13 protein-coding genes are annotated in these 14,552 nt (G+C 60.9%); 6 read left to right on the top strand and 7 right to left on the bottom strand.

Going from position 1 to position 14,552, the window contains the following annotated elements:
• Window positions 1-51 precede the first annotated feature (51 nt).
• Window positions 52-927 carry a helix-turn-helix domain-containing protein gene (locus CRO59_RS26305; RefSeq protein ID WP_097090427.1) on the bottom strand — a complete coding sequence of 292 codons (876 nt, stop codon included), beginning with the start codon at window positions 925-927 and terminating at the stop codon, window positions 52-54.
• A 254-nt stretch (window positions 928-1,181) separates the two neighbouring features.
• Between CRO59_RS26305 and CRO59_RS26300 the strand changes: the two genes are divergently transcribed.
• Complete coding sequence (locus tag CRO59_RS26300) at window positions 1,182-2,084, top strand: DMT family transporter (protein ID WP_027610905.1); 903 nt, start codon at window positions 1,182-1,184, stop codon at window positions 2,082-2,084.
• A gap of 19 nt (window positions 2,085-2,103) precedes the next feature.
• Here the strand turns inward: CRO59_RS26300 and CRO59_RS26295 are convergent, their stop codons facing one another.
• The 4 genes from CRO59_RS26295 to CRO59_RS26280 all read right to left on the bottom strand — a co-directional run bounded on the left by CRO59_RS26295 (window position 2,104) and on the right by CRO59_RS26280 (window position 6,154).
• Window positions 2,104-2,613 carry a DUF2165 family protein gene (locus CRO59_RS26295; protein WP_096795160.1) on the bottom strand — a complete coding sequence of 170 codons (510 nt, stop codon included), beginning with the start codon at window positions 2,611-2,613 and terminating at the stop codon, window positions 2,104-2,106.
• Window positions 2,614-2,761: 148 nt separating this feature from the next.
• Window positions 2,762-3,736: a D-glycerate dehydrogenase gene (locus CRO59_RS26290; RefSeq protein ID WP_097090428.1), complete on the bottom strand. Its 975-nt coding sequence runs from the start codon at window positions 3,734-3,736 to the stop codon at window positions 2,762-2,764.
• 692 nt (window positions 3,737-4,428) lie between these two features.
• On the bottom strand, window positions 4,429-4,803 hold the full coding sequence (locus CRO59_RS26285) for a DUF6124 family protein (protein WP_097090429.1): 375 nt from the start codon (window positions 4,801-4,803) through the stop codon (window positions 4,429-4,431).
• Between the two features lie 382 nt (window positions 4,804-5,185).
• Window positions 5,186-6,154 carry a LysR family transcriptional regulator gene (locus CRO59_RS26280; protein ID WP_027610909.1) on the bottom strand — a complete coding sequence of 323 codons (969 nt, stop codon included), beginning with the start codon at window positions 6,152-6,154 and terminating at the stop codon, window positions 5,186-5,188.
• A 274-nt stretch (window positions 6,155-6,428) separates the two neighbouring features.
• Between CRO59_RS26280 and CRO59_RS26275 the strand changes: the two genes are divergently transcribed.
• From CRO59_RS26275 to CRO59_RS26260, 4 genes are all read left to right on the top strand, one after another.
• A complete protein-coding gene (locus CRO59_RS26275; protein WP_027610910.1) occupies window positions 6,429-7,928 on the top strand; it encodes an efflux transporter outer membrane subunit in 1,500 nt (499 codons plus the stop codon).
• 142 nt (window positions 7,929-8,070) lie between these two features.
• On the top strand, window positions 8,071-10,263 hold the full coding sequence (locus CRO59_RS26270; protein ID WP_096795163.1) for an FUSC family protein: 2,193 nt from the start codon (window positions 8,071-8,073) through the stop codon (window positions 10,261-10,263).
• A complete protein-coding gene (locus CRO59_RS26265) occupies window positions 10,253-10,453 on the top strand; it encodes a DUF1656 domain-containing protein (RefSeq protein ID WP_003221811.1) in 201 nt (66 codons plus the stop codon). The genes CRO59_RS26270 and CRO59_RS26265 overlap by 11 nt, the downstream gene beginning before the upstream one ends.
• Before the next feature lie 10 nt (window positions 10,454-10,463).
• Window positions 10,464-11,330 (top strand): HlyD family secretion protein, encoded by an 867-nt coding sequence (locus tag CRO59_RS26260; protein WP_096795164.1) that lies wholly within the window; start codon window positions 10,464-10,466, stop codon window positions 11,328-11,330.
• Window positions 11,331-11,459: 129 nt separating this feature from the next.
• Here CRO59_RS26260 and CRO59_RS26255 read toward each other — a convergent pair whose 3' ends face one another.
• Together CRO59_RS26255 and CRO59_RS26250 are read right to left on the bottom strand one after the other, a co-directional pair.
• Window positions 11,460-11,858: a DUF4440 domain-containing protein gene (locus CRO59_RS26255; protein WP_097090430.1), complete on the bottom strand. Its 399-nt coding sequence runs from the start codon at window positions 11,856-11,858 to the stop codon at window positions 11,460-11,462.
• Complete coding sequence (locus CRO59_RS26250) at window positions 11,855-13,225, bottom strand: MFS transporter (protein WP_097090431.1); 1,371 nt, start codon at window positions 13,223-13,225, stop codon at window positions 11,855-11,857. The genes CRO59_RS26255 and CRO59_RS26250 overlap by 4 nt, the downstream gene beginning before the upstream one ends.
• A 109-nt stretch (window positions 13,226-13,334) precedes the next feature.
• On the opposite strand from CRO59_RS26250, the gene CRO59_RS26245 reads away from it, so the two are divergent.
• Window positions 13,335-14,216 (top strand): LysR family transcriptional regulator, encoded by an 882-nt coding sequence (locus CRO59_RS26245; protein ID WP_097090432.1) that lies wholly within the window; start codon window positions 13,335-13,337, stop codon window positions 14,214-14,216.
• Window positions 14,217-14,552: the final 336 nt, after the last annotated feature.

Below are 14,552 nucleotides of genomic sequence, written 5' to 3'. Positions count from 1 at the left end.
GAGCTGGCTTGCCAGCGATAAGGCCCTGATAGACACCTGAAAAGTTCGGATCTAACGCAAAAACGCCTGTCGATAATCCCCCGGCGTCCCACCCAATACTTGCCGAAACCGGTTGGTGAAATGACTGGCACTGGCAAACCCGCACGCCAATGCAATCTCCCCCAGCGGCAACGCCGTGCCACGCAACAATTCCCGCGCCCGGTTCAAGCGCCGCGCCAGCACGTACTGATGCGGCGGCAGGCCGAAACTCACGCGAAACATCCGCGCAAAGTGGTATTCCGACAGCGCACACAATCCGGCCAGTTGCCCGAGGCTGATCGGCTCGGCCAACTGATTGTCGATGAACTCGACCAGTTGCCGCCGCTGATGGGGCGCCAGTCCGCCCTTGAGGCGCACACCCTGCCGGGCGCCGACCTGGCTGAGCAGGGTATGGCTGATCAATTCATGCGCAATGCTGCTGGTCAGCAGGCGTTCGGCCGGTTCGTCCCAATTCAGTGTCAGTAACTGACGAAAGCGTCGGGCCTGCTGCGGATCTTCCAGAAAGGTCTGCTCGCGCAACTGCATCTCTCGCGGCTCGCGATCCAGCAGCGTGACGCAACCCAAGGCAAATTGTTCGGCGCTGAAATACAGATGAGCGAGACGCAGATCGCCGTTGATCACCCAGCCCGATTGGTGATCGGCGGGCAGGATGCACAACTTGTCCGGTCCGCCCTTGCGCCCCGGTTGGCCACGGCGAAAGGTGCCCGTGCCCCCGGCGATGTAGCAGGAAAGCGTGTGGTGGCTCGGCGTTTCGTATTCCTGGGCATCGTGGTGGTTGGTCCACAGGGCCGCAGACAAGCCGTCACCGAGATCGGCGCTGTGCAACAGGCGTGCATTCGGCGAGCGGTTGAGGGCTTGGAAGACTTGCAGGGTATCGATAGCGGCCATATTCGGTTCTCTCCAACGCCTTGCATCCTACTCCGTAGCTTTCGCGCTGCCAGCCTGTCGAGCGACAAAAGCGCAAGAATCTGCAAGCGCCCCGATCGTTGCTGTCGCACCCTGAACCTCCATACAACACAACCCTGTGGCGAGGGCGCTTGCTCCCGCCGGGCTGCGCAGCGGACCCATCAGTGAGTGCTGCGCACTCAAGCGCGAGCAAGCTCGCTTGCCACAGAGTGCCCGGTGTTCTCAGGAGTTTCGTCATGAACCTTTCGCTGTATCTGCTGACCGTGCTGATCTGGGGCACCACCTGGATTGCCCTGAAATGGCAACTGGGCGTGGTGGCGATTCCGGTGTCGATCGTTTATCGCTTCGGTCTCGCCGCGCTGGTGCTGTTCGTGTTGTTGCTGCTCAGTCGGCGGCTGCAACCGATGAATCGGCGCGGACATCTGATCTGTGTGGCGCAGGGGCTGTGCCTGTTCTGCGTCAACTTCATGTGCTTTCTGACCGCCAGCCAGTGGATTCCCAGCGGGCTGGTGGCGGTGGTGTTTTCCACGGCCACTTTGTGGAATGCGCTCAATGCACGCGTGTTCTTCGGTCAGCGCATTGCGCGCAACGTGTTGATGGGCGGGGCGCTGGGTTTGTTCGGTCTGGGAATGTTGTTCTGGCCGGAACTGGCCGGCCATCACGCCAGCCCCGAAACGTTGCTTGGTCTTGGCTTGGCGCTGTGTGGCACCTTGTGTTTTTCGGCGGGCAATATGTTGTCGAGTCTGCAGCAGAAGGCAGGCTTGAAACCCTTGACCACCAATGCCTGGGGCATGGCCTACGGGGCGGCGATGTTGTCGGTGTGGTGTCTGGTCAATGGCATTGCGTTCGACATGGAGTGGTCGCCACGTTACGTCGGGGCGTTACTGTATCTGGTGATCCCCGGTTCGGTGATCGGCTTCACCGCGTACCTGACGCTGGTCGGACGTATGGGGCCGGAACGTGCGGCGTATTGCACCGTGCTGTTCCCGGTGGTGGCACTGAACGTGTCAGCGTTTGCTGAAGGTTATCAGTGGACGGCACCGGCGTTGCTCGGGCTGGTGTTGGTGATGCTGGGTAATGTCTTGGTGTTTCGTAAGCCGAAAACGCTGGTGGCGCCGGTGCAGGGGAAGTTGGTATGAAACAAACGATCACTGAACATCAGCGCTCGACTTTCAAGGTGATGTAAATCATCACCGGGAATATGAAGTCAATGATATGCCGGGCCCAGTCCTTGGCATTCCATGATTGTGAGGTGTCCATGTCAAACCATTCCACCCCCACGGTTTGCAGGCACACGTAATAAATGAAAATTGCCGTCAGTATGCCCATGATCGAGAACTTTTTTGCCTCGTGGAATACCTCTGCAGGCGCGTTGATATGCCGATAGAGTTGATAGGTGCCTATCAGGCATAACGTCGTATACGTCACTTCCAGCGTGATGATGAACCAGTAGATCCGGTGATGAATCATCGGTGAATCGATGGCTCGGTACTTTATGGACTCATTGGCGGTGGTAGTGTCCATGCTCAGGATATGAGCCACGTACGTGTAGTTCGAGTCATAGTCGGTAAAGTTGTGAATCATCACCAATACACCAAAGAAGCTGATGTAAGCCATCAATATAACTTTGCTGTAGCGAATAACTTTATCGGTTGTCAGGTTGGTCACGGGATTAGCTCTCCATAGCAGTGGTCGATCATTCGATTGCCAGGCAGAGCTTATAATGCTGTTGTTTAATTGGCTTTGTTGTTCAATTTCAAGTTGTGTAGGGCGGCAACTAACGGGCAAGTGCGGTTCTGCACTTGCCCGTCATTTTTTATCCGCGCCAGACTTGCGGATTGACCAGATCCTGCGGGCGTTCGCCGAGCAGCGCGCTGCGCAGATTGGCCAGTGCACGATTGGCCATGGCTTCGCGCGTTTCATTCGTGGCGGAGCCGATGTGCGGCAATGTCACAGCATTTTTCAACTGGAACAGCGGCGACTCGGCCAGCGGTTCTTTCTCGTAGACGTCCAGTCCGGCGCCACGGATGCGATTGTTTTGCAGGGCTTCGATCAGCGCCGGCTCGTCGACCACCGGGCCACGGGAGATGTTGACCAAAATCGCCCCCGGCTTCATCAACGCCAATTCGCGATGGCTGATCAGGTGGCGGGTTTTGTCGCTGAGCGGCACCACCAGGCAGACGAAGTCGGCTTCGGCCAGCAGTTGGTCAAGGCTGCGGAATTGCGCGCCGAGTTGCTGTTCCAGTTCGGTCTTGCGGCTGTTGCCGCTGTAGATAATCGGCATGTTGAAGCCGAAGTGGCCACGGCGGGCGATGGCAGCGCCGATGTTGCCCATGCCGACGATGCCCAGGGTCTTGCCGTGGACGTCACAGCCGAACAACGGTGCGCCGACGCTGGCCTGCCATTGGCCGGCCTTGGTCCAGGCGTCGAGTTCGGCGACGCGGCGGGCGCTGCTCATGATCAGGGCGAAGGCGAGGTCGGCGGTGCTTTCGGTGAGCACGTCCGGGGTGTTGGTGAGCATGATCCCGCGTTCATTGAAGTAGTCGAGGTCGTAGTTGTCGTAGCCGACGGAGACGCTGGAGACTACTTCGAGTTTTGTGGCTGTTTCGAGTTGGGCCTTGCCGAGTTTGCGGCCGACGCCGATCAGGCCGTGGGCGTGGGGGAGGGCTTCGTTGAATTGGGCGTTGATGTCGCCGTTCTTCGGGTTGGGGACGATGACGTCGAACTCTTGTTGCAGGCGTTCGATCATGGGCGGGGTGATGCGGCTGAAGGCCAGGACTGTTTTTTTCATCGCTATGGGCTCGGCTTCTGGGCTTTATTGCCAAGCAAGCTAACATTTCTGTTTTGGGTTGTCTTGGCGGCCTCTGGGCCGACCATGCTTTGGGTTGATGGGGGACATATCCGTTGCTTCGGGTGCTGCTGCTGGCGGTTTCGCTCTTACAGCGACTCCCTTTGGCAAACGCCCCAAAGGAAGCAAAGGTCTTGGCCCCTGCGTTCGGCCCTCGCTTAGGCTCGGGTTCCTTCGTTGCGGGGTTCATCCGGGGGCATCGCCTCCGGTTTGCTTCGCTGCACCTCCTCTCGATGTATGCGGCTTCGCCGCATGGCGCTGCGCGCCTACCCCCGGATAAACCCCTCCACTCAGCCTGCCGATGGGGCCGGCACGGCAAGATCAAGAGCTTTCGGCGAGCTGATACTCGGCCATTTGAGTGGTGAAGAGCATGCGGTCTGTCTGGACTGCTTTGCTTTTCTGTAGGAGTGAGCCTGCTCGCGATGGCGGCCTGACAGCCGACCAGGCTCTAACTGACTCACCCAATCCCTGTGGGAGCTGGCTTGCCAGCGATGGCGGTCTGACAGCCGACCAGTTTCCAACTGACTGACCCAATCCCCCTGTGGGAGCGGGCTTGCTCGCGAAAGCGGTGTGTCAGTCACCGAAAGTGTTGGATGTGCTGACGCCTTCGCGAGCAAGCCCGCTCCCACAATGGCTCAGCTGTGTGCTGCAGGTTGGCTGATTTCCACGTTGTCCAGCACCCGATTCACCGCCAGCTCGGCCAGCATGATGATCTGCTGGATCGCCAGTATCGTCTGTCGCTGCGGGCTTTCGACATAGGCCGCAATGTCGCTGGTCATGATGCTTGCCGAGGCCAGTGATTCGCAGGCGTGAACCAGCAGGCTTTCGTTGTCCATGTCGGGGACGACCTGGAACATGCTGCTGGGTTTGTGGAATCTCACAGCGGCGGCGGAAGGTTTCAGGTAATGGTCGAGTGCACGCTCGGCGGCGTCGTGGAGCTTTTTTGAATCGAGGGATTCGTAGGGGGAGGTGCTTTCGGCTTGGGGCGGATTGGGTGTGGGTTTGATCATGGTGGAACTCCATTCGGGATGTGGAGTTCGCCACGTACTGCGACCAAGCAATAGGGTGGCGAACCGTACGCAGGTTGGTCGACCAGGGAATGGAAACCCGGCAGGGCCAAGGCCCTCCCACGCACAGCTCGCCATTAAGCAAGCTTAAAAAGTGCGCCATTCTAAACCCGGACGACCAAGTCCGGTCGTTGATTCGTCAACGACCCCCTGAGCCTATCCACCCCACTTCCGAGCCACAACCGTCAAAACCTGTCGGAAAACTCCCTTCAAATCACCGCTTTTGTAGGAGCTGCCGTAGGCTGCGATCTTTTGATTTTTAAACATCAAGGGCAAAAGATCGCAGCCTGCGGCAGCTCCTACAGTGAACACCGTGTGTTGAAAATCAGTTGGCGACGCGGGCTCCGGCGAGGCTCCCACTCAACTCATACGCCGCCAGTTCCGCCTGATGCGCCGCCAATATCTCCGGCAGTGACCCGCGCAAATACTCGACCCAAGTCTTGATCTTCGCATCCAGGTATTGCCGCGACGGGTAGATCGCGTACAGGTTGAGTTCCTGCGAGCGGTAGTTGGGCATCATCCGCACCAGCGTGCCGTTGCGCAGGCCTTCGATGGCGGCGTAGACCGGCAGGACGCCGACGCCCATGCCGCTGATGATCGCGGCTTTCATTGCGTCGGCGGAGTTCACCAGGAACGGCGAGCTGTTGATGGTGACCATTTCCTGGCCGTCCGGGCCGTTGAAGGCCCACTTTTCCAGGGGGATCACCGGGCTGACGAGGCGCAGGCAGGCGTGGTTCAGCAGGTCTGCGGGCTTTTGTGCGCAGCCGTTGGCTTTCACGTAGGCCGGGGAGGCGCAGACGATGCTGTAGGTGATGCCCAGGCGTTGCGAGACGAAGCCCGAGTCCGGCAGTTCGCTGGCGAGCACGATGGACACGTCGTAGCCCTCGTCGAGCAGGTCCGGCACGCGGTTGGCCATGGTCAGGTCGAAGGTCACGTCCGGGTGGGTCTTGCGGTAGCGGGCGATGGCGTCGATCACGAAGTGCTGGCCGATGCCGGTCATGGTGTGCACTTTCAACTGGCCGGCGGGGCGGGCGTGGGCCTGGCTGGCCTCGGCTTCGGCTTCTTCGACATAGGCCAGGATCTGTTCGCAGCGCAGCAGGTAGCGCTTGCCGGCCTCGGTCAGGGCGATGCGCCGGGTCGTGCGATTGAGCAGGCGGGTTTGCAGGTGGGCTTCCAGGTTGGAGACCGCGCGCGAGACGTTGGCCGTGGTGGTGTCGAGTTGCACGGCGGCGGCGGTGAAGCTGCCGGCTTCGGCCACACAACTGAAGGCGCGCATGTTTTGCAATGTGTCCATGGGGTGCTCTCAAGGGAGATGGCAAATTGTGACACGAAGTTTCAGGGGCTGAGACCCCCGACCAACGGATTATCTCGTTAACGGTAACAAAGATTCACAGGAATCCCAGCTTATCGCCACCAAGGCGCCCACCTAGAATTGCGCCGTTCCCTGTAGGAGCTGCCGAAGGCTGCGATCTTTTGATCTTGTTTTAAGGGATCAGGATCAACTGATCGCCGCCTGCGGCAGCCCCTGCACAAATCCCCGCCTTATCCTCTTTCAGGAATTCGCAGCTGTGCCGCGTCGCATCAACAGAGCGCTTTTGCCGCTCAGTGTTCTGGCTTTTACCCTGGGTCTCAGCGGCTGCATCTCAACGCAAGGAATCGCCCCGCATAGCAAGGCATTGGAAGCCGACGCACTGGCCACTGACGACGCGATTGCTCACGCCGCCAAAGACGCCCACTGGCCCACCGCACAATGGTGGCAAGCCTACGGCGATCCGCAACTCAATCACTGGATCGACCTCGCCGTGCAGGGCAGCCCGAGCATGGCCATGGCCGCGGCGCGGGTGCGTCAGGCCAAGGCGCTGGCCGGTGTCGCCGAGGCCGCCGAGTCGTTGCAGATCAATGGCGAGTCAACGCTCAAGCGCCACAACTGGCCGACCGACCAGTTCTACGGCCCGGGCGAGCTGGCCAACACCACCACCTGGGACAACAACGCCGCGCTGGGTTTCAGCTACGCCCTCGACCTCTGGGGCCGGGAAAGCAATGCCAGCGAACGCGCGGTGGATCTGGCGCACATGAGCGCCGCCGAAGCGCGGCTGGCGCAGCTGGAATTGCAGAACAACATCGTGCGCGCCTACATCGAGCTGTCGCTGCATTACGCCCAGCGCGACATCGTCGCCGCGACCCTCAAGCAGCAACAGCAGATTCTCGATCTGGCGCAGAAGCGTCTGGACGGCGGCATCGGCACGCACTTTGAAGTCAGTCAGGCGGAAACGCCTTTGCCGGAGACCCATCGGCAACTGGATGCGCTGGACGAAGAAATCGCCCTGAGCCGTAACCAGATCGCCGCGCTGGCGGGCAAAGGCCCGGGCGCCGGGGCGCAGTTGCAGCGGCCGACGCTGGCGCTGGGTGCTGCGTTGAAACTGCCATCGGCATTGCCCGCCGAGTTGCTCGGTCAGCGCCCGGATGTGGTCGCCAGTCGCTGGCAAGTGGCGGCGCAGGCACGCGGCATCGATGTCGCGCATGCCGGGTTTTATCCCAACGTCGATCTGGTCGGCAGCCTCGGCTACATGGCCACCGGCGGCGGAGCGCTGGAGTTTTTGACTGGCAAGAAACTCAATTACAACGTCGGCCCGGCAATCTCGCTGCCGATCTTCGACGGTGGGCGTTTACGCAGCGAATTGGGTGAAGCCTCCGCCGGGTATGACATCGCCGTTGCGCATTACAACCAGACGCTGGTCAATGCGCTGAAGAACATCTCCGACCAGTTGATCCGCCGCGAGTCGATGGACAAGCAGCAAGCCTTCGCCGCCGAGTCGGTGGCTACTGCGCAGAAGACCTACGACATCGCGATGATCGCTTATCAGCGTGGCCTCACCGATTACCTCAACGTGCTGAATGCGCAGACCTTGCTGTTCAAGCAGCAGCAAGTGCAGCAGCAGGTGCAGGCGGCGCGCTTGAGTGCGCATGCCGAGTTGGTGACGGCGCTGGGTGGCGGCCTCGGGGCTGGCAATGATGTGCCCACTGCCGAGCAAACCCAGGCCCCGAAAACCCCGACCCTCCTGCGGTGAACACACAACCCAATGTGGGAGCGAGCCTGCTCGCGAAAGCGGTTTGTCTATCGACATCAATGTTGAATTTGAAAACGCATTCGCGAGCAGGCTCGCTCCCACAGGTTCTGCGATCAGACCGAATCTCATTGAGCACATTTGAATGACTCCCTTGCCCGCACCTCTACGCTGGCTCTACTCCCTGGAATGGCGTCGGGGTTTGTTTGACTGGGCGCGCAGCGATGGCGTGACCTGGGTGTATATCTTCAAGGTATTGCTCGCCGCGTTCCTCACGCTGTGGCTGGCGATGCGCCTGGAGTTGCCGCAACCGCGCACGGCGATGATCACCGTGTTCATCGTCATGCAGCCGCAGAGCGGCCAGGTGTTCGCCAAGAGTTTCTATCGTTTCCTTGGCACCCTGGCCGGGTCGGCGATGATGGTCACGCTGATCGCGCTGTTCGCGCAAAACACTGAGTTGTTCCTCGGTTCGCTGGCGATTTGGGTCGGCATCTGCTCGGCCGGTGCGGCGCGTTGCCGTAACTTCCGCGCCTACGGTTTTGTCCTCGCCGGCTACACCGCCGCGATGGTCGGCCTGCCGGCGCTGGCGCATCCGGACGGTGCGTTCATGGCCGCCGTCTGGCGGGTGCTGGAGATCTCGCTGGGGATTCTCTGCTCGACAGTAGTCAGCGCCGCGATACTGCCGCAAACCGCCAGCGCGGCGATGCGCAACGCGCTGTATCAGCGCTTCGGGGTGTTCGCGTTGTTCGTCACCGATGGCTTGCGCGGACGCAGCAAAGCCGAATCGTTCGAAGCGAGCAACGTGCGTTTTATCGCCGAAGCCGTGGGCCTGGAAGGGCTGCGCAGCGTCACCGTGTTCGAAGACCCGCACATGCGTCGGCGCAACGGTCGCCTCAGCCGTTTGAACAGCGAGTTCATGGGCATTACCACGCGCTTCAACGCGCTGCATCAGTTGCTGGAACGCTTGCGCGTGAATGACGAAGAACACGTGGTGGCCGCGATCAGGCCGGGCCTGCAGGATCTGGCGGAAGTACTCGACGGCTTCAGTGGCCGCGCCTTGACCAGCCCGGACGCGGCACGTTTGGCGACGGCATTGGCCACGTACAAGGAAGGCCTGCCGACGCGCGTGCGAACCTTGCGCGGGATTTTCCAGGAAACCGGTCCGAGTGAAGCCGAACAACTGGATTTTCACACCGCATACGAACTGCTCTATCGTTTCGTCGACGACCTGCACAGTTATGCACAGACCCACGCCTCGCTGGCCGATCACCGCCACGAACGTGAGCGCTGGGACGAGCCGTTCACCCCGCAAACCAACTGGTGGGCTGCTGCCGCTTCGGGGATTCGCGCCTCGTTCATCCTGATTGTACTGGGCAGCTATTGGGTCGCCACGGCGTGGCCGAGTGGTGCGACCATGACCCTGATTGCCGCCGCGACCGTGGGCCTGTCTGCCGCCACGCCGAACCCGAAACGCATGGCGTTCCAGATGGCCTGCGGGACTTTCCTCGGAGCGGTGATCGGCTTCGTCGAGATGTTTTTCATCTTCCCGTGGATCGACGGTTTTCCCTTGTTGTGCGTGATGCTCGCGCCAGTGATTGTGCTCGGCTCATTCCTCGCTTCGCGGCCGAAATATGCCGGGGTCGGTCTCGGTCTGTTGATCTTCTTCAGCACCGGTTCGGTGCCGGACAACCTGACCATTTACAACCCTTACACCTTCATCAACGACTACATCGCCATGGTAATGGGCATGCTGGTGTGTGCCGCTGCCGGCGCGATCATTCTGCCGCCGAACAGCCGCTGGTTGTGGAAGCGCCTGGAGCAGGATCTGCGCGAGCAAGTGGTCTATGCGATCAGCGGCAAGCTCAAGGGCCTGGCATCGAGTTTCGAGAGTCGTACCCGTGACCTGCTGCACCAGGCTTATGGCCTGGCGGCAGGTCAGCCGACGGTGCAGAAGAACCTGCTGCGCTGGATGTTCGTGGTACTCGAAGTCGGCCACGCGATCATCGAGTTGCGCAAGGAACAGGCGATCCTCCCGGTGCATCCGGCGTATGCCGAATCGCAGCCGTGGCGTCAGGCGATCCGCGTCATGGGCCGGGCGCTGGTGCGACTGTTTCTGCAACCGAACCCGAGCAATCTGGAGCGCGCACTGGTGGCGGTCGATCACGCGATCAGTCGGGTCGCCGCGACCGACGAGCCGTTTGCGCCGCACTTCGACACGTCCGCGTTACGCCGGGTGAAGAGCTATCTGCACTTCATCCGCACCTCGTTGCTCGACCCGCAATCACCACTCGCTGCCTATGCCGTCGCCAAGCCCGAAGGACTTGCCCATGCCTCGTGAAATCGCCTTCCACGGCGTGTACATGCCGACCATGACCCTGATGTTTTTTGTCGCTGCGGCGCTGGCCTGGGCCTTGGACCGGTTCCTCTCGGGGTTCGACCTGTACCGCTTTTTCTGGCACCCGGCGCTTTTGCGTCTGAGTCTGTTTACCTGTCTGTTCGGCGCCATGGCGCTGACTGTCTACCGTTGAGAACGTTCTGATGAAAAAGTTTTTCAGCCTGCTTGCGACCCTGCTGGTGCTGGCCCTGGCACTGTGGATCGGCCGGACCCTGTGGGAGCACTACATGAACACCCCGTGGACCCGCGACGGCCGAGTGCGGGCGGACATCATCAACGTCGCGGCCGACGTCACCGGGGAAGTGGTCGACGTGCCGGTGCGCGACAACCAATTGGTGAAGAAGGGCGATTTGCTGATGCAGATCGATCCCGAGCACTACCGCATCGCGGTCAAGCAGGCGCAGTCGCTGGTCGCTTCGCGCAAGTCGACCTGGGAGATGCGCAAGGTCAACGCGCATCGCCGTGCCGACCTCGACAACCTGGTGATCTCCAAGGAAAACCGCGACGACGCCAGCAACATCGCCGACGCCGCGCTCGCCGATTACCAACACGCACAAGCGCAACTGGAAGCCGCCGAACTCAACCTCAAACGCACTGAAGTGCGCGCGGCGGTGGACGGCTACGTGACCAACCTCAACGTGCATCGCGGTGACTACGCGCGCATCGGCGAAGCGAAAATGGCCGTGGTCGACATGAACTCGTTCTGGGTCTACGGCTTCTTCGAAGAGACCAAACTGCCGCACGTGCGCGTAGGCGACAAGGCCGACATGCAACTGATGAGCGGCGAAGTGTTGAAGGGCCACGTGGAGAGCATTTCCCGCGGCATCTACGACCGCGACAACCCGGAAAGCCGCGAGTTGATCGCCGATGTGAACCCGACGTTCAACTGGGTGCGTCTGGCGCAGCGGGTGCCGGTGCGCATTCACATCGACGAAGTGCCGGAGGGTGTGTTGTTGGCGGCGGGGATTACTTGCACGGTGGTGGTGAAGCAAGAGCCTGTGGATAACTGACAGACCACGCCGACTGAATCGCGAGCAGGCTCACTCCTACACTGGATCTCTGCCACACCGAAGATCCCTTATAGGAGTGAGCCTGCTCGCGATAAGGACAACCCGGTCTTTCAGACCAAAACCGAGTAATCATTCAGCGCAAAACGTCTCCTGCAAATGCCGCCACAGCACCCACCCGGCCTCGGTCTTTTCAAACACCACCGTCGACCGGCGATCGGTGCGCAACCCGCTCGCATCGCTCTGCTGCTCGCGATAACTCAGCGTCGCGCCATGCGCATGTAGCGCAATCCCGCGCAGCTCACTGAGCTCGATCCTGAACCCGGGCTTCTTCCCGCCTGCCGCTTGAAACAGCGCACGCAAGGCTTCGATATCCAGCGTCCGGCCCAGCGGCGTGACCATGGAAAAATCCGCAGAGAACCGGCTCAGCAAGCGCTCCATTTCGGCCGAATCCTGCTCCACGGCAAACCAGCGTTCGATCACCAGATGGGCCTGGATCACTTCATCAAAATATTCGTTGTAGTCAGTCATGTGGATTTTTCCTGAAGGGGAGGTGGGCTCAGCAGGGCGAGCACTTTGGAGGCGTCGAAACGCAGCACGGCGATCATGGGCAGCAATGAGAGCAAGGCCGCCGCGACAAAGCAGTATTTGAATCCGTGGCCGCCCAATGCGCCCAACAGCGAACTGAGCAACGCGGCGCCAAGGCAGAAACCGAGCTGGCGATTGATGTTCCACAGAGCGCTGGAATGCCCCATTTTTTCTGGCGCGATGCCGACAAACGCCAGACTCTGCGCGGTCACGCTGCACAGGCTGCCGCCCAGTCCCATCAAGGCATAGGCAATGACCAGCGGCGCGGCGGCGGGTTGTTCGATGCGCATCAGCAGGACAATTCCCAGGCACTGCAAAAGCATCCCGGCGATCAGCAACGGTTTGGGGCCGATGCGGTTGAAACTGCGTTTGCCGAGCATGATCGCCACCCCCGATGCGGCTGCCCAGGACAGCATCAGCGCACCGGTCTGCGCCGCGCCGAAACCGAGGTCGTGCAGGTACAACACGGCAATCATGTTGGTGCCGGTAAACACCCCGGGCACGAACAGGTAGATCAGCATTGCCAAACGCAGTGACGGACTCTTGAGCAGTTGCAGGTCGAGCAGCGCGTCGGGTTTGTGCCAGCCATCACGCAGGTACATCCATAAGGTCAGGACGCCGAGCAGCAGAACTCCGGCGGCGAGGTGACGGGTAGCGGCGGCGCTCGCCAGGCTCACGGCAATCAACAACAGAGTCAGAGCTGCCACCGCTAGCAGCAGGCCGCGCATATCCAGTGTCGGGCGTTCCGTGCCGGGTTGATCCGCTTGCAACCAGCGCAGACCGAGGCCGAACGCGAGCAGCGCCAGCGGCATGTTCAGATAGAAAATCCAGCGCCACGACAACGCCTCGACGATCAGGCCGCCCGCCGCTGGCGACAGGGCTGGCACCATCAGCGCGACCATCAGCACTACGCCGGTCAGGTGCGCGCGTTGCGTCGCTGGATACTGCCGATAAGCCAGGGCCTGACCGATCGGCAGCAACAAGCCGCCACCGAGCCCTTGCAGCAAACGCCAGCCGATCAGGCTTTCAATCGACCCGGCCTGGGCCACCAGACCGGAAGCGATTCCGAACAGCAGCAACGAGCCGAGAATCAGCCGCCGCTCGCCAACCCGCGCCGCCAGCCACACGCTCAGCGGAATGATCAGCGTCAGCCCGAGCATGTAGGCGTTGGTGATCCACGCCAGTTGCGTTACCGAGGCTTGCAGTTCCCGAGCGATGTCCGGGTAGGCAATGCTCGCGGCGAACATGTTCAGCAGGTCGAGGGCGAACCCGAACAGATACACCAGCGCAACTTTCGAGCGATAGGCCATGGCAGTTTCCCTGTGACGAGACGTGCAGGGTAGGGCGCTTTTGGCGTTAGGAAAACGCTGGTTTGCCTGCTAGTTTGTCAAAATAATTTTGACAGGGAGCGCGCTGGATATGGTCAGCCTGGACCGTTTTGACACTTTCAAAGCCGTGGTCGAGGCCGGGTCGCTGACGGCGGCGGCTGAGACGCTGGGCCAAACTCGGGCGGTGGTGAGCTTCAATCTCAAGCGCCTGGAAGAAGAACTGGGCGTCACCTTGCTCACGCGTAACACTCGGCAACTGGCCCTGACCGATGCCGGCGAGCGCTTCTATCGGCGCTGCCTGCGCACCCTCGACGAAGCGCGACTGGCGATCGAGGAGGCGCGCTCCGAGCATTCGCAACTCAAGGGCACGTTGCGCATCACTACCACCGTGGAATTCGCCCTGGCCCAAGTGGTGCCGGCGCTGGAGGTGTTTCGCCAGCAACAGCCGCAACTGAACATTCACTTGTCGACATCCTCGACCCACGCCGATCTGATCTCCGAACGCTTCGATATGGCGATTCGTCTGGGGCGCATGCACGACTCCAATCTGCGCGCGGTGCAGTTGTCGAGGTTCGAAGTGTTTGCGGTGGCGGCGCCGCAACTGGTCGAGCGCTTCGCGCCGGTCGCCACGCTGGCGACGCTGGAGTCGATGCCGACGCTGGGCCATGGCCGAGTTCCGGAAATGACCGTGACCGACCCGGCCGGCAGCGAGCATGTCTACCAGCCAAAACCGGGGACCACCGCCATCGTCGCCGACAACTCGGCGACGCTCAGGGCGTTTGCGCTGACTGGCCAAGGCGTGGCGATTTTGCCGCAGTGGCTGATTCAGGAGGATCTGCAGGCCGGGCGATTGGTGCGGTTGCTGGCCGATTACCGCTTTGCCCCGCAGGGTGTCTACGCGCTGTATCCGGATACCCGGCATTTGCCGCTGAAGGTGCGGGCGTTTATAGATTTCATGAAGGGTTGGGGTTGAGTGTTGGCTGATCTGGCCCCTTCGCGAGCAAGCCCGCTTGTGTCTGAGTAAGGGAATAAACTCTGGGGTGAGAGGGGTGGATGGCAAGCTGTGAGTCCGCGGTGCTTGAAGCACGAGTGGGAGCAAAGCTGCCATCCACCTTTCTACTCTGGCCCATAAGCCCGAACAGTTGGACGAGCGCCACTCGAATCACAAGCGTGGGCAAAGCCAGAGCACTCTCACTTCTGAGTGTAAGAGGGTTTTGCCATGATTTCCTGGGTCGGCATCGATATCTCCAAATCCAATCTGGTCGTCTGGGTTCAACCACAGAAAGACGGCTTTGAAGTTCCCAATACC

This window comes from Pseudomonas sp. LAMO17WK12:I5, from assembly GCF_900215165.1.
In the GTDB taxonomy this organism is placed as follows: Bacteria; Pseudomonadota; Gammaproteobacteria; order Pseudomonadales; family Pseudomonadaceae; genus Aquipseudomonas; species Aquipseudomonas putida_A.
Note: the sequence above shows the minus strand (reverse complement) of the source record. Positions and strands in the feature narration are given on the sequence as shown.